Origin of the sequence: Micrococcus sp. KRD012 (genome assembly GCF_017168555.1) — a bacterium.
GTDB lineage: Bacteria > Actinomycetota > Actinomycetes > Actinomycetales > Micrococcaceae > Micrococcus > Micrococcus luteus.
Window position 1 is genome coordinate 155,982 of the sequence record NZ_JABFBB010000003.1, and the last position, 23,648, is coordinate 179,629.

The 23,648-nt window shown below is 74.1% G+C and carries 24 protein-coding genes and 2 pseudogenes; 7 read left to right on the forward strand and 19 right to left on the reverse strand.

What is annotated here, in order from left to right; genetic code table 11:
• Nucleotides 1-3: 3 nt before the first annotated feature.
• Together J1M37_RS01150 and J1M37_RS01155 are read right to left on the reverse strand one after the other, a co-directional pair.
• Nucleotides 4-510, reverse strand: a complete 507-nt coding sequence (locus J1M37_RS01150; protein ID WP_206451971.1) for a redoxin domain-containing protein — start codon at nucleotides 508-510, stop codon at nucleotides 4-6.
• A complete protein-coding gene (locus J1M37_RS01155) occupies nucleotides 503-934 on the reverse strand; it encodes a DUF3052 domain-containing protein (protein ID WP_044659132.1) in 432 nt (143 codons plus the stop codon). The genes J1M37_RS01150 and J1M37_RS01155 overlap by 8 nt, the downstream gene beginning before the upstream one ends.
• 254 nt (nucleotides 935-1,188) lie before the next feature.
• Between J1M37_RS01155 and aceE the strand changes: the two genes are divergently transcribed.
• The 6 genes from aceE (at nucleotide 1,189) to fabF (ending at nucleotide 9,109) form a co-directional block, all read left to right on the forward strand.
• Nucleotides 1,189-3,939 carry a pyruvate dehydrogenase (acetyl-transferring), homodimeric type gene (gene aceE / locus J1M37_RS01160; protein WP_206451972.1) on the forward strand — a complete coding sequence of 917 codons (2,751 nt, stop codon included), beginning with the start codon at nucleotides 1,189-1,191 and terminating at the stop codon, nucleotides 3,937-3,939.
• 124 nt (nucleotides 3,940-4,063) lie between these two features.
• A complete protein-coding gene (locus J1M37_RS01165) occupies nucleotides 4,064-5,266 on the forward strand; it encodes a PucR family transcriptional regulator (protein WP_044659134.1) in 1,203 nt (400 codons plus the stop codon).
• 106 nt (nucleotides 5,267-5,372) lie between these two features.
• Nucleotides 5,373-6,296: an ACP S-malonyltransferase gene (locus J1M37_RS01170; RefSeq protein WP_206451973.1), complete on the forward strand. Its 924-nt coding sequence runs from the start codon at nucleotides 5,373-5,375 to the stop codon at nucleotides 6,294-6,296.
• A 32-nt stretch (nucleotides 6,297-6,328) separates the two neighbouring features.
• A complete protein-coding gene (locus tag J1M37_RS01175; RefSeq protein ID WP_070709699.1) occupies nucleotides 6,329-7,381 on the forward strand; it encodes a beta-ketoacyl-ACP synthase III in 1,053 nt (350 codons plus the stop codon).
• Between the two features lie 61 nt (nucleotides 7,382-7,442).
• Nucleotides 7,443-7,688 (forward strand): acyl carrier protein, encoded by a 246-nt coding sequence (locus J1M37_RS01180; RefSeq protein ID WP_010078906.1) that lies wholly within the window; start codon nucleotides 7,443-7,445, stop codon nucleotides 7,686-7,688.
• A 176-nt stretch (nucleotides 7,689-7,864) separates the two neighbouring features.
• Nucleotides 7,865-9,109 carry a beta-ketoacyl-ACP synthase II gene (gene fabF / locus J1M37_RS01185; protein WP_041103123.1) on the forward strand — a complete coding sequence of 415 codons (1,245 nt, stop codon included), beginning with the start codon at nucleotides 7,865-7,867 and terminating at the stop codon, nucleotides 9,107-9,109.
• A gap of 28 nt (nucleotides 9,110-9,137) precedes the next feature.
• Here the strand turns inward: fabF and J1M37_RS01190 are convergent, their stop codons facing one another.
• The 17 genes and pseudogenes from J1M37_RS01190 to J1M37_RS01270 all read right to left on the reverse strand — a co-directional run.
• Nucleotides 9,138-9,641 (reverse strand): DUF3145 domain-containing protein, encoded by a 504-nt coding sequence (locus J1M37_RS01190; RefSeq protein WP_036340144.1) that lies wholly within the window; start codon nucleotides 9,639-9,641, stop codon nucleotides 9,138-9,140.
• 170 nt (nucleotides 9,642-9,811) lie between these two features.
• A complete protein-coding gene (locus J1M37_RS01195; protein ID WP_206451974.1) occupies nucleotides 9,812-10,852 on the reverse strand; it encodes a tyrosine recombinase XerC in 1,041 nt (346 codons plus the stop codon).
• A 57-nt stretch (nucleotides 10,853-10,909) separates the two neighbouring features.
• Entirely contained in the window at nucleotides 10,910-12,178 is a 1,269-nt protein-coding gene (locus tag J1M37_RS01200) for a DNA-processing protein DprA (RefSeq protein WP_241250736.1), read from the reverse strand.
• Nucleotides 12,175-13,779 (reverse strand): YifB family Mg chelatase-like AAA ATPase, encoded by a 1,605-nt coding sequence (locus J1M37_RS01205; RefSeq protein WP_101965521.1) that lies wholly within the window; start codon nucleotides 13,777-13,779, stop codon nucleotides 12,175-12,177. The genes J1M37_RS01200 and J1M37_RS01205 overlap by 4 nt, the downstream gene beginning before the upstream one ends.
• Entirely contained in the window at nucleotides 13,776-14,195 is a 420-nt protein-coding gene (locus tag J1M37_RS01210) for a YraN family protein (RefSeq protein ID WP_002853815.1), read from the reverse strand. Before J1M37_RS01210 ends, J1M37_RS01205 begins: the two co-directional genes overlap by 4 nt.
• A 134-nt stretch (nucleotides 14,196-14,329) precedes the next feature.
• Nucleotides 14,330-14,653, reverse strand: coding sequence for a DUF2469 domain-containing protein (locus tag J1M37_RS01215; protein ID WP_002853817.1), 324 nt, complete (start codon nucleotides 14,651-14,653; stop codon nucleotides 14,330-14,332).
• 116 nt (nucleotides 14,654-14,769) lie between these two features.
• A complete protein-coding gene (locus J1M37_RS01220) occupies nucleotides 14,770-15,522 on the reverse strand; it encodes a ribonuclease HII (protein WP_036312829.1) in 753 nt (250 codons plus the stop codon).
• The gene (gene lepB / locus J1M37_RS01225; protein WP_036312832.1) at nucleotides 15,519-16,118 is read right to left on the reverse strand and encodes a signal peptidase I; all 600 of its coding nucleotides are present in this window, start codon (nucleotides 16,116-16,118) and stop codon (nucleotides 15,519-15,521) included. The genes J1M37_RS01220 and lepB (J1M37_RS01225) overlap by 4 nt, the downstream gene beginning before the upstream one ends.
• Nucleotides 16,115-16,858 (reverse strand): signal peptidase I, encoded by a 744-nt coding sequence (gene lepB, locus J1M37_RS01230; protein WP_069941905.1) that lies wholly within the window; start codon nucleotides 16,856-16,858, stop codon nucleotides 16,115-16,117. Before lepB (J1M37_RS01230) ends, lepB (J1M37_RS01225) begins: the two co-directional genes overlap by 4 nt.
• A gap of 36 nt (nucleotides 16,859-16,894) precedes the next feature.
• A complete protein-coding gene (gene rplS, locus J1M37_RS01235; protein ID WP_002853821.1) occupies nucleotides 16,895-17,248 on the reverse strand; it encodes a 50S ribosomal protein L19 in 354 nt (117 codons plus the stop codon).
• 248 nt (nucleotides 17,249-17,496) lie between these two features.
• A complete protein-coding gene (trmD, locus tag J1M37_RS01240; protein ID WP_020625067.1) occupies nucleotides 17,497-18,243 on the reverse strand; it encodes a tRNA (guanosine(37)-N1)-methyltransferase TrmD in 747 nt (248 codons plus the stop codon).
• A 3-nt stretch (nucleotides 18,244-18,246) separates the two neighbouring features.
• Nucleotides 18,247-18,849 (reverse strand): ribosome maturation factor RimM, encoded by a 603-nt coding sequence (rimM, locus tag J1M37_RS01245; RefSeq protein WP_206451975.1) that lies wholly within the window; start codon nucleotides 18,847-18,849, stop codon nucleotides 18,247-18,249.
• 88 nt (nucleotides 18,850-18,937) lie between these two features.
• Complete coding sequence (locus tag J1M37_RS01250; RefSeq protein ID WP_029248213.1) at nucleotides 18,938-19,177, reverse strand: RNA-binding protein; 240 nt, start codon at nucleotides 19,175-19,177, stop codon at nucleotides 18,938-18,940.
• A 2-nt stretch (nucleotides 19,178-19,179) separates the two neighbouring features.
• A complete protein-coding gene (gene rpsP, locus J1M37_RS01255; RefSeq protein WP_020628324.1) occupies nucleotides 19,180-19,626 on the reverse strand; it encodes a 30S ribosomal protein S16 in 447 nt (148 codons plus the stop codon).
• Nucleotides 19,627-19,826: 200 nt separating this feature from the next.
• Nucleotides 19,827-21,413 (reverse strand): signal recognition particle protein, encoded by a 1,587-nt coding sequence (gene ffh / locus J1M37_RS01260; protein ID WP_206451976.1) that lies wholly within the window; start codon nucleotides 21,411-21,413, stop codon nucleotides 19,827-19,829.
• Between the two features lie 123 nt (nucleotides 21,414-21,536).
• On the reverse strand, nucleotides 21,537-22,799 hold the full coding sequence (locus J1M37_RS01265; RefSeq protein WP_135019447.1) for an ammonium transporter: 1,263 nt from the start codon (nucleotides 22,797-22,799) through the stop codon (nucleotides 21,537-21,539).
• Between the two features lie 195 nt (nucleotides 22,800-22,994).
• A pseudogene (locus J1M37_RS01270) lies at nucleotides 22,995-23,201 on the reverse strand (signal recognition particle-docking protein FtsY); the annotation flags it as partial.
• Nucleotides 23,202-23,380: 179 nt separating this feature from the next.
• Here J1M37_RS01270 and J1M37_RS01275 point away from each other — a divergent pair.
• Nucleotides 23,381-23,587, forward strand: a pseudogene (locus J1M37_RS01275) (helix-turn-helix domain-containing protein); the annotation flags it as partial.
• Nucleotides 23,588-23,648 lie beyond the last annotated feature (61 nt).

Here is a 23,648-nt window from a genome sequence, read left to right on the forward strand (position 1 = left end):
AGGCTACCGGTGAGCGAGCAGGTCGCGCGTCGCCGCCTCGTGCTCGCTCCGGGTGCGTGCCTGTCCCGGGGCGGCGACCACGCGCGCGGCCTCGACCCCGTCCGCGTCGAGCAGCACGGAGACGCGGCGGGGCCGCCCGGTCTCCACGTCGAAGACGTCGAGGGCACGGCAGGCCGCGCCGTGGGGCCAGAAATCGGAGAGCAGGGTGAGCGGCTCCGGCAGTGCCAGCTCCTCGCGGACGCGGCGCAGCACGGGGGCGGCATCACACGAGACCACGCGGACAGCCACATCGTCGACCGCCACGTCCTCGGCGAGCGCCCCGAGCCAGCCGAGCTCGTCCGTGCACACCGGCGTGAACGCCCCGGGCAGGAAGACGAGCCACGTGCCCCGCGGCCCGGCGGCGTCCTGGGGCCCGCGCGTCGGCGGCCACGGCCACGTCTGGCCGTGGTCGTCGCGCAGCGCGGGGACGACGTCGGCGCCCCGCGTCCCGCCGGACGGAGCCTCAGCCACCGCGCTTCTGGACGAGCTTCTGAGCGGCCCAGTCCTCGGAGGCACCGGCCCCGGTGGTGGCGTGCAGGCCCGCGGTGGAGGCGGCCTCGGCGACGTCCGCCGGGCTGACGTGGCCGGCGCGACCCTTGCGGGGGGTCATGATCCAGACGGGGCCGGCATCGAGGGAGCGCTGGGCGTCCACGAGGGCGTCCGCGAGATCCATAACGTCGCCGTCGTCCGCGCGCCACCAGAAGAGGACCGCGTCCGCCGGCTCCTGATCCTCCTCGGTCAGCAGCTCCTCGCCGAGCGCGTCCTCGAGCGCGTCACGGAAGGTGACGTCGACGTCGTCGTCGTACCCCCACTCCTGCACCAGGTCGCCCCTCGAGAGGGCGAGCTCCGCCAGCAGGGCGCTGTCCGTCGAGGTCGGCGTCGACCCAGCCTGCATAGTGTCCGGTCCTCCTTGATGGTGGCGGGCACTGCGGCCCGCGCCGTCGAGCGGGTGATGATGACCACCATACGCCGTGGACGCCGCCGTTCCGGGGCCTCCGGCCGGGCGGACGCGGCGGCTCCGGTCTACTCTGGGGAGGAACAGACGCACTCTCCGGGCGACGCGCCCGGCTCGGCGTCGCGGGCCCGGACCGGATCGTCTGCCCGCAGCCCACCGCGGAGCACCCCTCCGCACGAGAACCAGGAGGCACCGTGAGCGCAGCCGAAGAGAGCTCGCAGATCCGCAGCGGTCTGACCGACCAGCTCCCGGACAAGGATCCCCAGGAGACGTCGGAGTGGATCGAGTCCCTCGACGGACTCATCGAGGAGCGCGGCACGGAGCGGGCGCAGTACATCATGCGCTCCCTCATGCAGCGCGCGAGCGCCCAGTCCGTCGCCCTGCCCTACGTGACCACCACGGACTACGTGAACACGATCCCGGCGGACCAGGAGCCGGAGTACCCGGGCGACGAGGAGCTCGAGCGCCGCTACCGCAACTACCTGCGGTGGAACGCCATGGCCCTCGTGCAGCGCGCCCAGCGCGACGCCGTCGGCGTCGGCGGCCACATCTCCTCCTACGCAGGCCAGGCGACCCTCTACGAGGTGGGCCTGAACCACTTCTTCCGCGGCCAGGACCACCCGGGCGGCGGCGACCACATCTTCTTCCAGGGCCACTCCTCGCCGGGCAACTACGCCCGAGCCTTCCTCGAGGGCCGCCTGACCGAGGAGGACCTCGACGGCTTCCGCCAGGAGAAGTCCCGCCAGGGCCACGGCCTGCCCTCCTACCCGCACCCGCGGATGATGCCGCACTTCTGGCAGTACCCCACCGTGTCCATGGGTCTGGGGCCGATGAACGCCATCTTCCAGGCGCAGACGAACCGGTACCTGCACAACAACGGCATCAAGGACACCTCCGACCAGCACGTGTGGGCCTTCCTCGGCGACGGCGAGATGGACGAGCCCGAGTCGCGCGGCCAGCTGCACGTCGCGGCCAACGACAAGCTCGACAACCTCACCTTCGTGATCAACTGCAACCTGCAGCGTCTCGACGGGCCGGTGCGCGGCAACGGCAAGATCGTCCAGGAGCTGGAGTCCTACTTCCGGGGCGCCGGCTGGAACGTCATCAAGGTCCTGTGGGGCCGCGAGTGGGATCCGCTGCTCGAGGCCGACGACGAGGGCGAGCTCGTGCGCATCATGAACGAGACGCTCGACGGCGACTACCAGACCTACAAGGCCGAGTCCGGCGGCTTCGTGCGCGACCACTTCTTCGGCCGGTCCTCCGTCACCAAGGAGATGGTGGCGGACATGACCGACGACGAGATCTGGGGCCTCAAGCGCGGCGGCCACGACTACAAGAAGGTCTACGCCGCCTACAAGGCCGCCATGGAGCACAAGGGCCAGCCCACCGTGATCCTGGCCCACACCATCAAGGGCTACGGCCTGGGCAAGTCCTTCGAGGGCCGCAACGCCACGCACCAGATGAAGAAGCTGACGGTGGACGACCTCAAGGTGTTCCGGGACCGCCACCGCATCCCGATCTCGGACGAGCAGATCGAGAAGGACCCCTACAACATCCCGTACTACCACCCGGGCGCCGACGCCCCGGAGATCACGTACATGATGGAGCGGCGCAAGGAGCTGGGCGGCTTCGTGCCGGAGCGGCGCAGCGACTACCACGCGATCCCGCTGCCCCCGGAGTCCGCGTACAAGCAGGCCCGCAAGGGATCGGGCAAGCAGCAGGCCGCCACGACCATGGCGTTCGTGCGCCTGCTCAAGGACCTGATGCGGGACAAGAACATGGGACCGCGCTTCGTGCCGATCATCCCGGACGAGGCCCGCACCTTCGGCATGGACTCGTTCTTCCCGACCGCGAAGATCTACAACCCCAAGGGCCAGAACTACCTGTCCGTGGACCGGGACCTGTTCCTGTCCTACAAGGAGTCCCCGCAGGGGAAGATCTACCACGTCGGCATCAACGAGGACGGCGCCACCGCGGCATTCAACGCGGTCGGCACGGCGTACTCCACGCACGGCGAGCCGATGATCCCGGTCTACATCTTCTACTCGATGTTCGGCTTCCAGCGGACCGCGGACAACATCTGGGCCGGAGCCGACCAGCTTGCGCGCGGCTTCATGATCGGCGCCACCGCCGGGCGCACCACCCTCGCCGGCGAGGGCACCCAGCACATGGACGGTCACTCCCCCGTCCTGGCGTCCACGAATCCGGCCGTGAAGCACTACGACCCGGCGTACTCGTACGAGATCGCCCACATCGTGCGCCAGGGCCTGGAGGACATGTACGGCGACCACGACCGCGGGGACGACGTCCGCAACGTCATCTACTACCTCACGGTGTACAACGAGCCGATCACCCACATCGAGGAGCCCGAGGGCCTCGACGTGGAGGGCCTGCTCAAGGGCATCTACCACCTCTCCGAGGGCCAGGGCGACGGCCCGAAGGTCCAGCTCCTGGGCTCCGGCGTCTCCGTGCCGTGGGCGCTCGACGCCCAGCGGATCCTCTCCGAGGAGTGGGGCGTGAACGCCTCCGTGTGGTCGGTGACCTCCTACAACGAGCTGTACCGCGACGCCGTCGCGGCGGAGAAGGACGCCCTGAAGGACCCGTCCGCCACCCCGCGCGTGCCCTACGTGACGCAGGCGCTGCAGGGGGCCGAGGGCCCGATCGTGGCCACCTCGGACTACTCCACCTCGTGGACGAACCAGATCCGCCCGTTCGTGCCGAACCGCTTCTCGGCGCTCGGTGCCGACGAGTTCGGCTTCGCGGACACCCGCGCCGCCGCCCGTCGGTACTTCCTCATCGACACCCACTCGATGGTGGTCCGCGCGCTGCAGCTCCTCGAGGAGGAGGGCGAGGTCGAGCGGGGCACGGCCGCGAAGGCGCACGAGAAGTACCGCCTGGACGACGTCAACGCCGGCACCACCGGCATCGCGGGCGGCGACGCCTGACCCGCATGCCGCGGGGAGGCCGACGCCCTCCCGTCCCGACGCCGGCCGCTCGCCTCCGCCAGGGAGGCGAGCGGCCGGCGTCGTCGCTGTAGGAACCCCACAACACGCGCCTAGGATGAAGCGCATGCCCGAGCCCCGCCCAGCCGCCCCTCGCCCCGTGAGCACCGACGGGCTGGCCCGCCTCAGGAGCCACCTGGGGGCCCTGAACACGGCGGTGCTGCAGCGGCTGGACGCCACCCTGCCCTGGTACCGCCGACTCACCCCGGACGAGCGCAGCGCCCTCGGGCTCGTGGCCCAGCGCGCCCTGCAGGGCTTCCTCACGTGGTTCGAGCGGCCCACCTCCACGGGCCACGTCCTGCAGGACGTCTTCGGGCCCGCGCCCACCGATCTCACCGGGGCGATCTCGCTGCAGCGGGCCCTCCAGCTCATCCGGACGATGGTGGACGTCGTCGAGACGCGGGTGCCGGAGCTGCTGGCCGAGCGCGACCAGGCGCCCGTCCGCGAGCACATCCTCCACTACTCGCGCGAGGTCGCGTTCGCGCTCGCAGACGTGTACGCCCGGGCCGCGGAGATGCGCGGAGCGATGGACTCGCGGCTCGAGTCGGTCCTGCTGGACGCGGTGCTGCGCGGGCAGGACCCGGACGAGATCCGGCACCGGGCCACCGCGCTGGGCTGGCGTGGGGACCACGACGTGATGGTCATGGCGGGTCTCGCCCCGGGGCAGGACAAGCCCGCGTTCATCCCGGACCTGCGGCGGGCCGCGGCGAGGCTCGACTGCGACCTGCTCGTGGGCGTGCAGTCCGAACGGCTCGTCCTCGTGGTCGGCTCGGTGCGGGACGCGCGGGCGGTGGGCGAGGCGCTCGCGCCCTGGTTCGCGCCGGGACCGGTGATCGTGGGACCCGTCGTGGACTCGCTGGTCTCGGCGCACGTCTCGGCGCGGCACACCCTCGCCGGGCTCAGCGCCGCGGCCGCCCACCCCCGGGCGAGCCGGCCCACCCCGGCGGAGGACCTGCTGCCCGAGCGGGCGCTGCTGGGCGACCCCACGGCCCGGGAGGCCCTCGTGGACGGGGTGTTCACGCCCCTGGCCGACGCCGGCACCTCCCTGCTGGAGACCGTGGACGCGTACGGCGCGCTGGGCCACTCGCTCGAGGGTACGGCCCGCGAGCTGTTCGTCCACGCGAACACCGTGCGGTACCGCCTCAAGCGGGTGGCTGAGGTGACCGGCTGGGACCCGCTGGTCCCCCGCGACGCGTACGTCCTGCAGACCGCGATCACCCTGGGCCGGCTCGCGGGGGCGCGGCAGACGACCGGGGACGGGTCGGACTGAGCCGGGGCGGCGCACACCCCCGCTTGTAGAAACCCTCCAAACCGACTCGCCGTGCTTCGTGGCGCGATCTGCCCGGGATGGCGGCCGATCCTGACACGATGGAGGAATGCTTGCCATCGTGTGCCCCGGACAGGGGTCCCAGACGCCCGGCTTCCTCGCCCCCTGGCTCGAGCTGGACGGGACCCGCGACCTGCTCGCATCCCTCTCCGACGCCGCGGGCGTGGACCTGATCCGCCACGGCACTGAGTCGGACGAGGAGACCATCAAGGACACCGCCGTCGCCCAGCCGCTGATCGTGGCGGCCGGCCTCGTGGCCGCCGCGGCCCTCGAGGCGGACGCCGCCGCACCGAAGTCGACCGTCGTGGCCGGCCACTCCGTGGGCGAGGTCACCGCGGCCGCCGTCACCGGCGTGCTGTCCCCCGCCGACGCCCTCTCCCTGGTGCGCGTGCGCGCCACCGGCATGGCCCGGGCCGCCGCGGCCACGCCCACGGGCATGGCCGCCGTCGTGGGTGGGGACCAGGACGAGGTCCTCGCGGCCATCGACGCGGCGGGCCTGACGCCCGCCAATGTCAACGGCGCCGGCCAGATCGTCGCCGCCGGCACCGCGGAGGCCCTCGGCGCGCTCGCCGAGTCCGCCCCCGCCCGCGCCCGCGTGATCCCGCTCAAGGTGGCCGGCGCGTTCCACACGGAGCACATGCGCCCCGCCGTGGACGACCTCGCGGCCCACGTCGCCGACCTCTCCCCCTCGGACCCGCGCCTGCCCCTGCTGTCCAACCGGGACGGCGAGGCCGTCGAGTCCGGCACGGACGTGCTCGCCCGGATCGTGGACCAGGTCACCCGCCCGGTCCGCTGGGACCTGTGCATGGCGACCATGGCCACGCGGCAGGTCACGGGCGTCCTGGAGCTGCTGCCCGGTGGCACACTGACCGGACTGGCCAAGCGCGGTCTCAAGGGCACCGCGCAGCTCGCCGTGAAGACCCCCGAGGACCTGGACGCCGCGCGGGCGTTCCTGGCCGAGCACTCGGCCTGAATCCCGCGCACCGCCCGGCAGAGAGAGGCACCATGACCGTCACCCTGAAGCAGCACGAGCGCCCCGCGGCCAGCCGCATCGTGGCCGTGGGCGCCTACCGCCCGGCGAACCTGGTCCCGAACGAGGACCTCATCGGCCCCATCGACTCGTCGGACGAGTGGATCCGCCAGCGCACCGGCATCGTCACGCGCCAGCGCGCCACGGCGGAGGAGACCGTGCCCGTCATGGCCGTGGGCGCCGCCCGGGAGGCCCTCGAGCGGGCCGGCCTGCAGGGCTCGGACCTGGACGCCGTGATCGTCTCGACCGTCACCTTCCCGCACGCCACCCCCTCGGCCGCGGCCCTCGTGGCGCACGAGATCGGGGCCACCCCGGCGCCCGCCTACGACGTCTCCGCCGCGTGCGCCGGCTACTGCTACGGCGTGGCCCAGGCCGACGCGCTCGTGCGTTCCGGCACCGCGCGGCACGTGCTCGTGGTCGGCGTCGAGCGCCTCTCCGACGTCGTGGATCCCACGGACCGCTCCATCTCCTTCCTGCTGGGCGACGGCGCGGGCGCCGTGATCGTGTCGGCCTCGGACGAGCCGGGCATCTCCCCCTCGGTGTGGGGTTCGGACGGGGAGCGCTGGTCCACGATCTCCATGACGCACTCGCAGCTGGAGCTCCGCGATGCCGTGGAGCACGCCCGCACCACGGGCGACGCCTCGGCGATCACCGGCGCGGAGGGGATGCTCTGGCCCACGCTGCGCCAGGACGGGCCCTCCGTCTTCCGCTGGGCCGTGTGGTCGATGGCGAAGGTGGCCCGCGAGGCCCTCGACGCCGCGGGCGTGGAGCCCGAGGACCTCGCCGCGTTCATCCCGCACCAGGCCAACATGCGGATCATCGACGAGTTCGCCAAGCAGCTGAAGCTGCCGGAGTCCGTCGTCGTGGCCCGGGACATCGCGGACGCCGGCAACACGTCGGCCGCGTCCATCCCGCTGGCCATGCACCGTCTGCTGGAGGAGAACCCCGAGCTCTCCGGCGGCCTGGCCCTGCAGATCGGCTTCGGCGCCGGGCTGGTCTACGGCGCCCAGGTGGTCCGCCTCCCCTGAGGCGGCGCCGTCTGATTCACTGATCACGTACACCCCACACCCCTACCGAAGGAGACGCCCCATGGCTTCCAAGGAAGAGATCCTCGCCGGCCTCGCCGAGATCGTGAACGAGGAGACCGGCCTCGACACCGCCGAGGTGCAGCCGGAGAAGTCCTTCACGGACGATCTGGACATCGACTCGATCTCGATGATGACCATCGTGGTCAACGCCGAGGACAAGTTCGGCGTGAAGATCCCGGACGAGGAGGTCAAGAACCTCAAGACCGTCCAGGACGCCGTCGACTTCATCGACGGCGCCCAGGCCTGATCGGCCCACGACGGCGGCGGGCCCGGCCCGCCCCGTCCCCTCGGTGAGCGCCGGGGGCGCGTGAGCGCCCCCGGCCCCCGACACCCTCGACTTCCGGCACCCCGGCGAGCGCCGCGCATCGTGCCGACGACACCCCTCCGCCCGATCCCCACTCGAGACCCAGAGGCAGCAGACCCATGACCCGCACCGCAGTGATCACCGGCCTCGGCGCCACCACGCCCATCGGCGGCGACGTGCCCACCTTCTGGTCCCACGCCCTGCAGGGCGTCTCCGGTGCGCGCACCATGGAACACGACTGGGTGGAGAAGTACGAGCTGCCCGTCACCTTCGCGGCCGAGCTGGCCGTGCCCACCTCAGAGGTCCTCTCCAAGGTGGAGCAGAAACGCCAGGACCCGGCCACCCAGATGGCGACCGTCGCCGCGCGCGAGGCCTGGAAGGACGCCGGCCTCGAGGGCGCGGAGGTCGACGGCGACCGGCTCGCCGTGGCCTTCGGCACCGGCATCGGCGGCGTGTGGACCCTCCTGGACGGCTGGGACACCCTGCGCGAGCGCGGCCCGCGCCGCGTGCTGCCCATGACCGTCCCGATGCTCATGCCCAACGGCGCCGCCGGCGCGCTCTCCCTCGAGTTCGGCGCCCGTGCCGGCGCCCGCACGGTGGTGTCCGCGTGCGCCGCCGGCACCGAGGCGCTCGAGACCGCGCTGCTGCTCGTCCGCTCCGGCCAGGCCGACGTCGTGATCTGCGGCGCCGCCGAGGCCGCCGTGCACCCGCTGCCGATGGCCGCGTTCGCCGCGATGCAGGCGCTGTCCAAGCGCAACGACGACCCACAGGCCGCGTCCCGCCCCTACGACGTGGACCGCGACGGCTTCGTCCTCGGTGAGGGCGCCGGCGTCATGGTGATCGAGTCGGAGGAGCACGCGAAGGCCCGCGGCGCGCGCGTGTACGCCGAGCTGGCCGGCGCGGGCGTCAGCTCCGACTCCCACCACATCACCGCGCCCGAGCCCGAGGGCCTGGGCGCGACCCGTGCGATGCGCGCCGCCCTGAGGTCGGCCGACATCACCCCCGAGGACGTGTGCCACGTGAACGCCCACGCGACGTCCACACCCAAGGGCGACGCCCCGGAGTACCTGGCCATGCGGGCCGTGTTCGGCGACCACCTGGACCAGGTGCAGGTCTCGGCCACGAAGTCCCAGACCGGCCACCTGCTGGGCGCCTCAGGCGCGATCGAGTCGATCCTGTCCGTGCTCGCCGTGCACCACGGCCAGGCGCCCGTGACCATCAACCTGGACCACCAGGACCCGGAGATCCCGCTGAACGTGGTCACCGGCTCCCCCGCCCGCCTGCCCGAGGGGCCGCGCGTGGCCGTGAAGAACTCGTTCGGGTTCGGCGGCCACAACGCGGTGGCCGTGTTCCGCAGCGTCTGAGCCGGAGCGCCGCCGGCCGGGCGAAGGCTCAGACAGCGCGGTGCAGCCAGCGCACGTTGGCGTGGGCGGCGGCCAGCCGGAACGGCTCGAGCTCATCGTCCCAGGCCTCGCCGAGCGCGAGGGAGAGTTCGTGCATCAGCACGCTGGGGTCGCCCGCACCGGCCTCGTAGGCGTACCGGATGCGGTCCTCGGAGACCATGATGTTGCCGGAGACGTCCGTGGTGGCGTGGAAGATGCCGAGGTCCGGGGTGTGGGACCAGCGCGAGCCGTCGACCCCGGCGGACGGCTCCTCCGTGATCTCGAAGCGCAGGTGCGGCCAGCCACGCAGGGCGGAGGCCAGACGCGCGCCGGTGCCGGCGGGCGCCGTCCAGTGCACCTCGGCGCGGTGCTGGCCGGGCGCGACCGGCTGACCCTCCCACTCCACCGAGGTCGCGGGGCCGAGCACGGAGCTCAGCGCCCACTCCACGTGGGGGCAGAGGGCGGTGGGGGCGGAGAGGATGTGGACCACGCCGCGGGTATGGGTGCTGGTCATGGATGCCTCCGAGGGTGCGATGCGGTGCGTCTTCCCCTACGACCACGTCGCGGCTCCGGTGGATCCTGGGGCCATTGTGCACCAGGGATGCTGGGCCGGCAACGAGGCGGCGCGGCGCCCTGCGTGTCGTGGCGGCGCAGGGGACGGGCCGGGGGTGCTCCGGGGAGGCGTCAGGCGCGTGGGTGGGCCTGCCGGTAGCCTTCGCGGAGGCGATCGATCGAGACGTGTGTGTAGACCTGCGTGGTGCGCAGGGACGCATGCCCCAGCAGCTCCTGCACGCTGCGCAGGTCGGCGCCGCCGTCGAGGAGGTGGGTCGCGGCCGTGTGGCGCAGCGCGTGCGGCCCGCGCGCCGCGGTGTCCCCCAGGCCCTCGAGTGCCCGGTCGACGACGGTGCGCGCCTGGCGCACCCCCAGCCGGCCGCCGCGCGCGCCGAGGAAGAGGGCGGGGCCGGAGTCCGGCCGGGCCAGGCGGGGGCGACCGAGCCGCTGCCACTCCTGGAGGGCGCGGCCCGCGGGTGCGCCGTAGGGGACGGTGCGCTGCCGGTCTCCCTTGCCGGTCAGCCGGACGACGCCGCGGCCGGCCTCGAGGTCGTCCACGTCCAGGGCGGAGAGTTCGGCCACCCGGGCGCCGGTGGCGTAGAGCAGCTCGAGCAGGGCGGCGTCCCGCAGGGCCAGCGCGTGGGCGGCAGGGTCGTCGCCCGCGGCGGCGGCGTCCACACGCTCCTGGGCAGCCGCGAGGAGCCGGGTCGCCTGCTGCTCCTGGAGCACGTGGGGCAGCGTCCCCTCGGGTCGGGGCGAGCGCAGCCGCAGGGCGGGGTCGTCCGAGCGCAGGCCCTCCCGGCGCAGCCAGGCCGTGAAGGTGCGGACGGCGGCCACCCGGCGGGCCAGGGTCGCGCGGGCGAGGCCGGCCCCGCTCATGGCCGCCAACCAGCCACGCAGGTCCTCGATGTCCAGCTCGGCGAGGACGTCCGGTGCGCTGGGCACGTCGCGAGCGGGGGCGTCGTCATCCACGGCGGGCGCCGCCGCGGTGCCGGCTGTGCCGGCGACGTGGTCGATGAGGGCGCGCAGATCGGCGAGGTACGCGCGCACGGTCTGGGGGCTGCGGTTCCGCTCGTGGCGCAGGTGCTCCTCGAACGCCTCGAGCCAGGCCGTGTCCCGGGGCGAGGGGGCGCGCGGGACCGGGACGGGACGGACGGAGGACGACGGGGTCATCCCCCCACTCTGCCATCCGCCCCAGGGCGGCGCCGCCCGGGAGCACGCGGCCGGAGGTCATCCCCGCCGCCACCGGTCCTCGACCCGTTCGGCCAGGCCCGCCCGCTGCAGCCGGGACAGGCACGCCAGGACGGTGGGCAGCGCGAGCCCGGCGCTGACGGTGATCCGGTCGACGGGCACCGCCTGGCGCAGGGGCAGCGCCTCGTGGACGAGGGCCTCCTCCATCGTGAGCCCGTCGGTGGGCCGCGCGGCGGACTCGGGAGCTGCCCGGGTGGAGGTCCTCCCGCCCGCGCCGCCGCTCCGGGCGGGCCCCTGGCCGAGCAGGGCGAGGGCCTCCTGCTCGGTGGTCACGAGACGGGCGGGGCTCTCCTGCAGCAGACGGTGGCAACCGGCGGAGCTGGGCGAGGTCACGGGGCCGGGGACCACGCCCACCTCGCGGCCGAGGCCGAACGCGTGGCCCGCCGTGTTCTGCGCTCCCGACCGCCAGCGCGCCTCGACCACCAGCACGGCCCCCGCGAGCGCGGCGATGACCCGGTTGCGCTGCAGGAACCGGTACCGCGTGGGACTCGCACCGGGCGGCATCTCGGACACGAGCAGCCCGGCGGCCATCACCGCGCGAAGCAGGTCCTCGTGGCCGGCCGGGTAGAACCGGTCGAGGCCGCCGGCCAGCACCGCCACCGTGGGCGGGACGCCGTCGCGATCCGCCGCGTCTTCCGGTGCGGCGGGCGCCTGCAGCGCGGCCCGGTGGGCGGCGCCGTCGATGCCGTACGCACCGCCGGAGATCACGCACGCGCCCTGCTGGACGGCGTGAGCGGCGCAGCGGGCGGTCACGGTCCGTCCGTACGCGGTCGCCTCCCGGCTGCCGACGACGGCGAGCATCCGGTCCGCGGGAGGCAGCGTTCCGGAGCCGCGGAACCACAGGCCCAGGGGCGCCTCCTCGCCCAGGTCCGCCAGGGCGGCGGGCCAGGCGTCGTCCTCGGGGATCAGCAGGCCTCCCCCGAGCCGGTGCAGAGTCACGAGGTCACGCTCCGGCTCCAGCCGGGCGGCCCGGGGCGCCCAGCGGGCCAGCCCCGCGGCCCAGCGCCGGGGCAGCGTGTCGGGCGCGCCGGCGCGATCGGCGAGCAGATCGCGCTCGGCGGGCTGGATCGTCTCCCAGCCCGTGAGCAGGGCGAGCGCCCGCTCCGGCCCCAGCGCCGTGACGGTCTGCACCGCGAGCGCGTCCCCGGGCTCGACCAGCCGGGTCAGGGCGGCGCGGGCGAGCCGGGCGGCGTCCGGCCGGCGCGGCCCGGCGACGTGGTCTGCCGCCGGGGTGACGTAGGTGGTCATGCGTCCTCCTCGTTCTGGTGGCGCAGCGTGAGTGCCACGTCGGTGTCCTCGGGTGCGGGCCGTTCGGCGCCGCGCAGGTCTGCCAGGGTCCAGGCGAGGCGCAGGACGCGGGCGTGGCCGCGCGCGCTCAGCAGGCCCTGGTCGACGGCGTCGTCCGCGGGCCGGCGGGCCGCCCGGGGCACGGCGTACGGGCCGTGCCGCAGCACCCCGGCGGGGACGTGCGCGTTGCGGCGCAGCCCGGACGGGGCGAGCCCGCGCTCGGCGGCGGTGGCCCAGCGCCGGGCCTGGCGGTCGGCGGCCGCGGCGACCCGGGCGGCCACCTGCGACGTGGTCTCGGACGCGGGCGCCCCCGTGAGCTGCCGCGCTTCGACGGGCCGCACGGTGACCTGCAGGTCGACGCGGTCCAGCAGCGGCCCGGAGAGCCGCTGGGCGTAGCGGCGGCGTTCGGGCACGCTGCACCGGCACTCGACGCCCGTGCCACCGCCCTTGCCGCACGGGCAGGGGTTGGCGGCCAGCACGAGCTGGAACCGGGCCGGGTAGACGACGGCGCCGAGGGCCCGGTGCAGCAGCACCTCCCCGGACTCGAGGGGCTGGCGCAGCGCCTCGAGGGTGCGCCGTTCGAACTCGGGGGCCTCGTCCAGGAACAGCACGCCGCCGTGGGCGAGGGAGGCCGCTCCCGGCCGGGCGAGGCCGCTGCCGCCGCCCACGAGGGCCGAGCGGGACGCCGAGTGGTGGGGTGCCTCGAACGGCGGGGTCCGGTCGATGTCACCGTCGAACCCCTGGGCCGTCCCGCCCCTGCGCCGGACACGGGCGTCGCCGCCGCGGAGGGAGCGCAGGGCGGCGCACTCGAGCGCGGTGCGCCGGTCCAGGGGAGGCAGGATTCCGGGCAGGCGCTCGGCGAGCATGGTCTTGCCCGCCCCCGGGGCGCCCATGAGCAGCAGGTGGTGGGCGCCGGCGGCTGCGACCTCGAGCGCGAACCGGGCCTCGGCCTGTCCGGCGACCTCGGCGAGGTCGGGCACCGCACGGGCCGGCTCCGGTTCCGGGGCTGTCACCTGCCGTCGGGCCGGGCGGTGGGGCGGCTCTCCGTCCGGTTCCCCGCCGAAGGCGCGGATGACGTCGTGCAGATGGGCGAAGCCGCGGACCTCGGCGCCGGGGACCAGTCGGGCCTCGGCCTCCGCATCCTCGGCGACGACCACCTCGGAGCACCCCGCGTCGACGGCGGCCATCACCATCGCCACGGTCTCCGGCGAGCGGTGCAGGGCGCCGTCGAGGCCGAGCTCGGCCAGGAACACGGGCCCCTCGACGTTCCGCACCCGCCCGTCCGCGGCGTAGGCCGCCAGGACGATCGCCAGGTCGTGGCAGGCGCCCCGCTTGTGCACCCCCGCCGGCAGCAGGTTCACGGTCAGGTGCCGCCGGGTCAGGGGCAGTCCGGCGTTGCGCGCGGCGGAGCGGATGCGGTCCCGGCTCTCCTGCAGCGCCTGGTCCGGCAGGCCGAGGAGGGTGAACCCGGGCAGGGACTGGGCGATGTCCGCCTCGACGTGCACGACCTCCCCGCGCAGACCCGCCAGCGTGATGGAGCGGGTGCGTCCGATGCCGCTCACGGCCGCACGTCCTGCAGCAGATCGAAGCGGATCCCGCCCGTGCGCGGCACCAGCACGGCGACGGCGTCGACGCGCCAGGGCGTCCCCCGGCGGTCCGCGGCGTGGGCCCGCACCCACGCCGCGGTGAGGCGGTGCAGCCGGGTGAGCTTGCGCCGGTCGATCGACTCGAACGGGTCGCCGAAGGCCAGGCCCGAGCGGGTCTTCACCTCGACGCCCACCCACCAGCCCGCGTGGTGGGCCACGATGTCCAGCTCTCCGGCCTCGCCCCGCCAGTTGCGGTCGGCGATCACGTAACCGCGCTCGGCGAGCCAGCGCGCGGCGGCGTCCTCGCCGAACCGGCCCAGTGCCGTGTGCGCGCGGCTGGCGCGCCTGTCTCCGGGCGGCTGCGCCCCGATCCGTTCCGCGGTCCCCGTCATCCCGACCACCTCCTGGGCACCAGGGTGGTCCCGGGCGGGGTCGCCGGGTGGGTGGCGGCGGGGATTGTGCGGGGCCGGACGCCTGTGCAGGAGTGGACGTCGGCGTCCCGCCCTCGGGGCCGATCAGGGGTGGGTCAGCTCGGCAGCTGGCCGTCCGGCGGGACCGTCAGGTCCTCGGTGGGCAGCTCCTCGATGTTCACGTCCTTGAAGGTCAGCACCTTCACGCGCTTGATGAACCGCTGCGTGCGGTACACGTCCCACACCCACGCGTCCTCGAGCAGGATCTCGAAGAACACGTCCCCGTCCGCCTGGCGGGGCGTCAGCCGCACGTCGTTGGCGAGGTAGAAGCGCCGCTCGGTCTCCACGACGTAGCGGAACAGGCCCACCACGTCCCGGTACTCGCGGTAGAGCAGCAGCTCGGCCTCGGCCTCGAAGTCCTCGACGTCGTCTGCGCTCATGACATGCCTCCTCAGTGTTCCCCGCGCACCCGCGACAGTCCGGGCACGCACGGCCTCCATCCTCCCCCGTCCGGGGGTCGCACGTCGAACGGGCGGCCTCGCCCGGCCCCGGGGGCTCAGTCGAACAGCGTGGGCGGCGCCTGCGCGGGCGCGCCCGGCAGCCCGAGGTTCCAGCTGCGCCGGTGTTGCTCGCTCGCCCCGCGCTCGGCCAGGGCGGCCCGGTGCGCGGCTGAGCCGTACCCCTTGTTCCCGGCCCATCCGTACCCCGGGTGCGCCGCGTCGAGGGCGATCATGACGTCGTCGCGGGCCACCTTCGCGGCGATCGACGCGGCCGCCACCGTCGCGCACCGGTCCTCGGCCCGCACCAGCATCGTGGGCTCGGGCGGCAGCGGGCGCGGCGCGGGCGCGGGGCCGGCGTCGGGATCGGAGCGGCTCAGCCAGTCGTCCCGGCCGTCGAGCACGAGGGCGACCGGCTCCTGCCCCACCGCGGCGCACAGCGCCGCCCACGCCCGTCGCCCGGCGAGGCCGAGGGCCGCCGAGATCCCCAGCGCGTCGATCTCCGCGGGGCCGGCCTCGCCCAGCGCCACCCCGGCCGCCCAGTCCTCGATCTGCGGGACCAGGGCGCGCCGGCGTCGGTCCGTGAGCGCCTTGGAGTCGCGCACCGGAGGGATCTGCCCGGCGGCGGGCAGCCACGCGGCGCACACCCCGACGACGACGGGCCCGGCCAGCGCGCCCCGGCCCACCTCGTCCATGCCCGCCACCAGCACCCGGTCCGCTCCCCGCGCGGCGAGGGCCGGCGCGGCCAGCCCCGCCTCGACGTCCAGGCCGGCGCGCACCGTCGGCCGGCCACCGCCCCGGCGGGCGGTCACGTGCGAGCCTCCGGCGCGGGCGCGTCCGGCACGGTGGCGAACGCGTCGGGGTCGGTGCCGGCGCCGCCGATCCGGTCCAGCGGCCAGACCACGAACCGGGCGCGGCCCACCACGTCGTCGAGGGCCACGAACCCGCCCCCGGGCCCGGCGCGGTGCGCGCGGGAGTCCGCCGACGCCGAGCGATGGTCACCGAGCACCCACAGTCGCCCCGCAGGCACGGTCACCTCGAACGCCTCCTGCGCGGGCGTCTCCCCCGGCGCGAGGTACGGCTCCTCCACGGGCACCCCGTTCACGCGCAGCGTCTCCTCGCCGGGTGTCCAGGAGACGATGTCCCCCGGCAGCCCGACGGCCCGCTTGATCACGTGGCCGCCCCCGGGCAGCCAGCCCTTCGTGTCTTCGAACACCACCACGTCACCGCGGCGCACCGGGAACGGATCCGGGGTGAGCAGCGTGGCGACCACGCGGTCGCCGGCCCGCAGCCCGGGCTCCATGGACGAGGACGGGATGGCGTACATGCGCGCCAGGAAGGCCCACGCCAGCACGCAGGCGAGTACGGTCACGGCGGCCGCGATCAGCGCGGTGCGGCGCCCCGTCACGGCGTGTCCCCGGAGGGGGCGTCCACGGTCCCGCGGCGGGACAGGGGCCACACGATCTCCGCGGCCCGGCCCTCGACCCGCTCGAGCGGGATCAGCCCGCCGCCGGGGGCGCCCAGCAGTGCGCGGGAGTCCCGGGAGGCGGCGCGGTGGTCGCCCAGGACGACCATGCGCCCGTCGGGCACCTCGAAGGACCAGGTCCCCGCCGCGGCCGGCTCGTCTGCGGTCACGGGCCTGCCGAGATACGGCTCGTCCAGCGGCTCGCCGTTGCGCAGCAGCCGGCCGTCCGGGGCGCAGCACTCGAGGCGGTCCCCCGGCAGGGCCAGCACGCGCTTGACGAAGACGTCCTCGGCCGCGCCGACGCCCCACCACCGGGCGACGTCCTCGAGGCCGCGCTCGAGCGATCCGGCCGAACGGTACGGCGCCAGGCTGCCGGCGCCGTCGAACACCACCACGTCGCCGTGGTGCAGGCCCTGCCCGCCGGCCGCGGCGGCGTCCACCCGCACGCGGTCGCCGGGCTGCAGGGTCGGCTCCATCGACCCGGAGGGGATGAGGTAGACGGGGCCGGTGAGGGCTCGCAGCACCGCGGCCACCACGACGGCGGCCACCACGGTCAGGCCGAGCCACGCCCACCAGCGGCTCGTGCCGGAGGCGGGGGCCGCCGTCGGGCCCGAGGAGGAGCCGGCCCCGGACGCGACGGAGCCCCGTGACCGGCGGGGGTCACGGGGCTCCGAGGTGCGCATGGGTCGATCACCGGTCGGCGGGGCCGACCGGGATGATCACTTGGCGTCGGCGCGCTTCTCGCGGATGCGGGCGGCCTTGCCGTGGCGGTCGCGCATGTAGTACAGCTTCGCGCGGCGCACGTCGCCCTTGGTGACGACCTCGATCTTGTCGATGACCGGGGAGTGCACCGGGAACACGCGCTCCACGCCGATGCCGAAGGACACCTTGCGGACGCGGAAGGTCTCGCGCACGCCGTAGCCCTGACGGCCCATGACGTAGCCCTGGAACACCTGGACGCGGGCGGTCTTGCCCTCGATGATGTTCACGTGCACCTTGACGGTGTCGCCGGGGGCGAACTCCGGGATGTCGTCGCGCAGCGTCTTCTTGTCGAACGAGTCGAGAATGTGCATGTCGTCTCTCCTGGCGGATGCCACAGGTCAACCGCGTGGTATGCGGGCGCACGGCCCGTCCACGTCCGCATGACGAGGGGGCCGGGTCCCGAGCCGAGGGCCGGGCTCCGCACGTGGGGTGCGGTCCCGGGGTCCGATCCGTTGACGCGCGCCCCCTGTGGCAGGTCGGGCGTCCGGCGGACACGAGGACCCATTATGCCACAGCCGACGACGTCGCGACGCCCCTCCGGCCCGTCGGGCGCGGCGGGTCAGTCCTCGGAGTCGTACGCCGCCCACAGGTCCGGTCGCCGCTCGCGCGTGCGCTCCTCCTGCTGGGCCCGACGCCAGGCCGCGACCTTGCCGTGGTCGCCCGAGAGCAGCACGGGCGGCACCGCACGGCCCCGCCAGTCCGCGGGCTTGGTGTAGACCGGGTACTCCAGCAGGCCGTCCTCGTGGGACTCCTCGACGAGCGAGGCCGGGTTGCCCACGACGCCCGGCACGAGGCGGCCGACGGCCTCGATCATCGCCAGCGCCGCGACCTCGCCGCCGTTGAGCACGTAGTCGCCCAGCGAGACCAGCCGCACCTCGAAGAGCTCCTCGGCCCAGCCGAAGACGCGCTCGTCGATCCCCTCGTAGCGGCCGCACGCGATCGCCACGTGCTCCCGGCCCGCCAGTTCCCGGGCGAACCGCTGGGTGAAGCGCTCCCCCGAGGGCGTCGGCACGAGCAGCACGGGGCGGTCCCCCGGCTCCGCCGACGACGACTCGGCGGGGGCCGGTGACACGGGCCCCTGGGCCGCCACGTGCTCGAGCGCGAGCGCCCACGGCTCCGGTTTCATCACCATGCCGGCGCCGCCGCCGTAGGGCGTGTCGTCCACGGTGCGGTGCCGGTCGAAGGTGAAGTCGCGCAGGTCGTGGACGTGCACGTCCACGAGGCCCTCGCGGCGGGCACGGCCCAGCAGCGAGACGTCGAGCACCGCGAGGTACTCGGGGAAGATCGTGACGACGTCGAAGCGCACCGCTCAGTCCTCCGGATCCGCATCGGCGGGGCGCGCCGCGGCGGGCCCGTCAGCGGCGTCGTCGTCCTCGCCGGTGGCGAGCTCGAGCAGCCCCGGCGGCGGGGTCAGCACGAGCACGCCGGCCTCGGAGTCGATCTCCGGGACGATCTCCTCGACGAAGGGCACCAGGGCCTCCTCCTCGACGCCGTCCAACGCGACGTGCAGCAGATCCTGGACCGCCCCGGTGGTCAGGGCCGTGACGACGCCGACGCGCTCGCCCTCGACCCGCACCTCGAGGTCCACGAGGTCCTCCTCGTACCACTCGTCGGACTCCTCGGGCGCGGCGGGAACGGCGAACAGCTGGGCGCCGCGCAGGGTCTCGGCGACGTTGCGGTCCGGCGACTCGGCGAAGCCGACCACGAGGATCTGCTTGTTCCACCGGGCGCGGGTGACGGTGAGCTCCGCCGGCAGGCCCGGGGCGCCGTCGCGCACCACGAGGCGCTCGCCGGGGGCGAAGCGGGCGTCCGGGTCGTCGGTGAAGACCTGCACGGTCACCTCGCCGCGGATGCCGTGCGGCTTGCCGATGCGGGCGACGCGGACGAGGTCGTCCTGGGCTGCGGGACTCATGGGCTCTCCTGGGTGGGACGGGCGGGACCGCAGACGACGACGGCCCGCCGGCCCGGTGAGGGGCGGGCGGGCCGTGCGTCACGGGCCGTCAGGAGCGGCGGTCGGTCTCCACCACGTCCACGCGGACGGGGTGGCCGGCCAGGCCGTCCAGCACGGTGCGCAGCGCGGTGGCGGTGCGACCCTGGCGGCCGATCACGCGACCCAGGTCCTCGGGGGCCACGCGGACCTCCAGCATGTCGCCGCGCCGCTGGGAGCGGGCGTCCACGCGGACCGCCTCGGGCGTGTCCACGATGCCGCGCACCAGGTGCTCGAGGGCCTCGGTCAGCATGGTCACTCGGACTTCTCGGCGTCCTCGGCCGGAGCCTCCGCGGCCTCCTCGGCCGGAGCCTCGGCGGCCTGCTCGGACTCGGCCGGGGCCTCCTCCTGCTTCGGCTCCTCCGGCAGGATGACCGAGCCCTTCTCGGGGGCCACGAAGGCCTCCTTCTCGGACTTGGACTTCAGGGTGCCCTCGGCGCCCGACTCGCCCTTGAACTTCTGCCAGTCACCGGTGACCTTCAGCAGCGCGGCGACCTGCTCGGTCGGCTGGGCGCCGACGGAGAGCCAGTACTGGGCGCGCTCCGAGTCGATCTCGATGAACGAGGGCTCCTCGGTGGGGTGGTACTTGCCGATCTCCTCGATGGCACGGCCATCGCGGCGGGTGCGCGAGTCCATGACGACGACGCGGTAGAACGGGGCGCGGATCTTGCCGAACCGCTTCAGACGAATCTTGACAGCCACGAGTGTGGTTCTCCTTCAGTGGATCTGGGGGGCCGGGGCACGACGCCGCGTGGGGGCAGCGGGCGTCGACGACCTGGCACACGGAACGGAGCGCAGCGGAGGATAGAGGGTCGTCCGGGCTCACGCTCAGTACCGTGCCATTCTGCCAGATCGGGCGGGCCGGCGCACACCCGGCGCGCCGCGACCGGGCAGCGGGCGACTCAGCGGTCCTTGAGGTACTTCTCGAAGCCCGCCGGCAGGTTGAGGGTGGACGGGTCGAAGCCGTCCATCCCCGCGCCGTCGCGGCCGAACACGGCCCCGGCCTGTGCCTGGGCGGCGCGAGCGCGCCGCTCCTCGATCGCCTTGCGCTCGGCCGCGGCCTTGGCCGGGTTGCCGGACTTCACGCGATCGCGCTTGGCGTTCTTGCCCTTGCCCTTCGCCTTGCGGGAGGCGCCGCCCGGCATCCCGGGCATGCCCGGGATGCCACCGCCGGCGGCCATGCGCTTCATCATCTTCTGCGCCTCGGCGAAGCGCTCGAGCAGGCCGTTGACCTCCGACACGCTCACACCCGAGCCGCGGGCGATGCGGGCACGGCGCGAACCGTTGATGATCTTGGGGGCCACGCGCTCGTGCGGGGTCATCGAGTGGATGATCGCCTCGACGCGGCCGATCGACGACTCGTCGAACTGCTCGAGCTGCTGCCGCATGCCCTGGGCGCCCGGCATCATCATGAGCATCTTCTTCAGCGAGCCCATCTTCTTGAGCTGCTGCATCTGGGCGAGGAAGTCGTCGAGGGTGAAGTCCTCCTGGTCCGCGAACTTGCGGGCCATCTTCTCGGCCTCGCTGCGGTCCCAGTTCTGCTCGGCCTGCTCGATCAGGGAGAGCACGTCGCCCATGTCGAGGATGCGCGAGGCCATGCGGTCCGGGTGGAAGACCTCGAAGTCCTTCAGGCCCTCGCCCGTGGAGGCGAACATGATCGGCTTGCCGGTCACGTGGCGGACGGACAGGGCGGCGCCGCCGCGCGCGTCGCCGTCGAGCTTGGTGAGCACGACGCCGGTGAAGCCGACGCCCTCGTTGAACGCCTGGGCCGTGGCGACGGCGTCCTGGCCGATCATCGCGTCGATGACGAAGAGCACCTCGTCCGGGTCCACGGCGGCGCGGATGTCCGCGGCCTGCTGCATGAGCTCGGCGTCCACACCGAGGCGGCCCGCGGTGTCGATGATGACCACGTCGTGGTACTTCGTGTTGGCCTCGGCGACGCCGTCGCGGGCCACCTGCACCGGGTCGCCGGAGGCGGCCTCGAACTCGGAGGAGACGCCGGGGTGCGGCGCGTAGACCGGGACGCCGGCGCGCTCGCCGCCGACCTGCAGCTGCTTCACGGCGTTCGGGCGCTGGAGGTCGCAGGCCACGAGCAGCGGGGTGTGGCCCTGGGACTTGAGCAGGTGGGCGAGCTTGCCGGCGAGGGTCGTCTTGCCGGCGCCCTGCAGGCCCACGAGCATGATGACGGTGGTGCCCGTCTTGGCGTGCTGGATGCGCCGGGTCTCACCGCCGAGGATGCCCACGAGCTCCTCGTTGACGATCTTCACGACCTGCTGGCCCGGGTTCAGGGCCTGGGCCACCTCGGCGCTGAGGGCGCGCTCCTTGATCTGCGCGATGAACTGGCGGACCACGGGCACGGCGACGTCGGCGTCCAGGAGGGCGCGGCGGATCTCGCGTGCGGTGGCGTCGATGTCCGCCTCGCTCAGCCGCCCCTTGCCCTTGAGGCTGCGGAAGGTGGCTGTGAGGCGGTCGGACAGGGAGTTGAACACGGCGGGTGTGATCCTTCGAAGCGGGGTCGACTGATCCGGACGCGGTCGGTCGCGGGCGCCGCGGCATCCACCGCGGCGCCCGCCAAGCCTAGCAACCGACCGGCCTCACCCGTCCGCGGCGGCTCACCGCGCCTCCGCGGGGACGGGCACCCCGCCGAAGCCGACGTCGTAGGCCGACTCGTCGTGCAGGGTCAGATCGACGCCCCGCTCCTCGTCCTCCTTGCTCACCCGCAGGCCCATGGTCCCGCGCAGGACCAGGGCGATGACCGTGGTCACCACGGCGGTGAAGACCACGGCGACGAGCACGGCCACCGTCTGGGCCACCAGGAGACCGGCGTCTCCGCCGTAGAACAGGCCCGCCCGGCCCTCGTCCGGCAGGGCGAAGAAGCCGATCAGCACGGTGCCCAGGATGCCGGCGGTGAGGTGCACGCCGACGACGTCGAGCGAATCGTCGAAGCCGAGGCGGTACTTGAGGTTGACCGCGAGCGCGCTGGCCGCACCGGAGACCAGGCCGATCACCACGGCCCCCAGGGGGCTCACATAGGCGCACGCGGGCGTGATGGCGACCAGGCCCGCGACGATCCCGGAGGCGGTGCCGATCGAGGTCGGCCGGCCGCGGCGCAGCCACTCCACGAACACCCAGCCGAGCATGCCGGCGGCGCCGGCGGCGAGGGTGTCCACCCAGATCAGTCCGAGCTCGTCGACACCGCCCGCCGCGCCCCCGTTGAACCCGAACCAGCCGAACCACAGCAGGGCCGCGCCGAGCATGGTGAACGGGACGTTGTGCGGCCGGTGGCCGGGGTCCACGCCGAAGCCGTGGCGCTTGCCCAGCAGCAGCGCGAGCACGAGGGCGGCCACGCCGGCGCTGATGTGCACCACGAGCCCGCCGGCGAAGTCGAGGGCCTCCCCCAGGCGGGCGCCGATGGCGCCGTCCGCGGAGAGGAGCCCGCCGCCCCACACCATGTAGGCCAGGGGGGCGTAGACGACGGTGGTCCAGACGGGCACGAAGACGCACCACGTGACGAACTTGAAGCGGTCGGCCACCGCGCCGGAGATGAGGGCGACCGCGATGATCGCGAAGGTGGCGCCGTAGGCCGCCGCGACGAGCCCGCCCTCGGCCATCGTGCCGGTCAGTCCGAGGTCACCGGCGGGGTTCCCCACCACGCCGGCCCACCCGTCGCCGCCGGTCATCCCGTGGACCCACAGGACCCAGACGACGCCGACGAGGCCCATCGAGACGAAGGACATCATGATCATGTTGAGCGAGGACTTCGCGCGGGTCATGCCGCCGTAGAAGATGGCCAGTCCGGGTGTCATGAGCAGGACCATCGCCGCGCTCGTCACCATCCACACTGTCCCTGCGTCCAGGACGTTCGACTCCTCCATGGGGGTCTCCTTCGGTCCGGGCCGCGAGCCGGGGGCGAACGCCCGTCCCGCGGCGTCGCTGCCCGGCCCCGATCGGGGCCGATGCAAGGAAGATACCGGAGGAGTGGGACGGACCACACGTCGATGACGTCTCCGTGACAGCGAAGGGCCCCTCCCGACGTCGTCGGGAAGGGCCCTGGACCGGGGTGCGGGACGTCAGTCGGCCAGCAGCGCGTCCACGAAGCCCTCGGCGGTGAACGGTGCGAGGTCGTCGGGGCCCTCGCCGAGGCCGATCAGCTTGACGGGCACGCCGAGCTGGCGCTGGATGGCGATCACGATGCCGCCCTTGGCGGTGCCGTCCAGCTTGGTCAGCACGATGCCGGTGACGTCCACGACCTCGGCGAACACCTTCGCCTGGGTCAGGCGCCGCCCCGGCTCGGACCGCCCCGCAGGGGAGGTCCCGCCGACGGCGGCGCCCGACCAGACTAGCTGTTGTGGGTCATGAGGTTCTTGGCACGAGGCCCGGGCTGAGATGAGACGAGCGGGCCCCTCCCGCAGGATGGAAGTTCCTCAACAACCCACCTGCCAGAAGAGACCCGCTCATGACTCACGCTAACGCACCCCTGACCCCCACCGGCCGTCTCAGGATGGTCCACCGCCACCTGCACGACGGGATCCCACAAGCGCACGTGGCCGCCGAGTTCCGGGTGAGCCGGCCCACGGTGGCCACCTGGGTGGCCCGCTACCGCGCCGAAGGCGAGGCCGGGCTGCTCGACCGGCCCAGCCGTCCGCGCCGTTCACCTGCCCAGCCGTGCCGGGCGAGGTCGGCCGACCGTGGCGGACGACTTCGGCGAGCATCGTGCCCGGCAT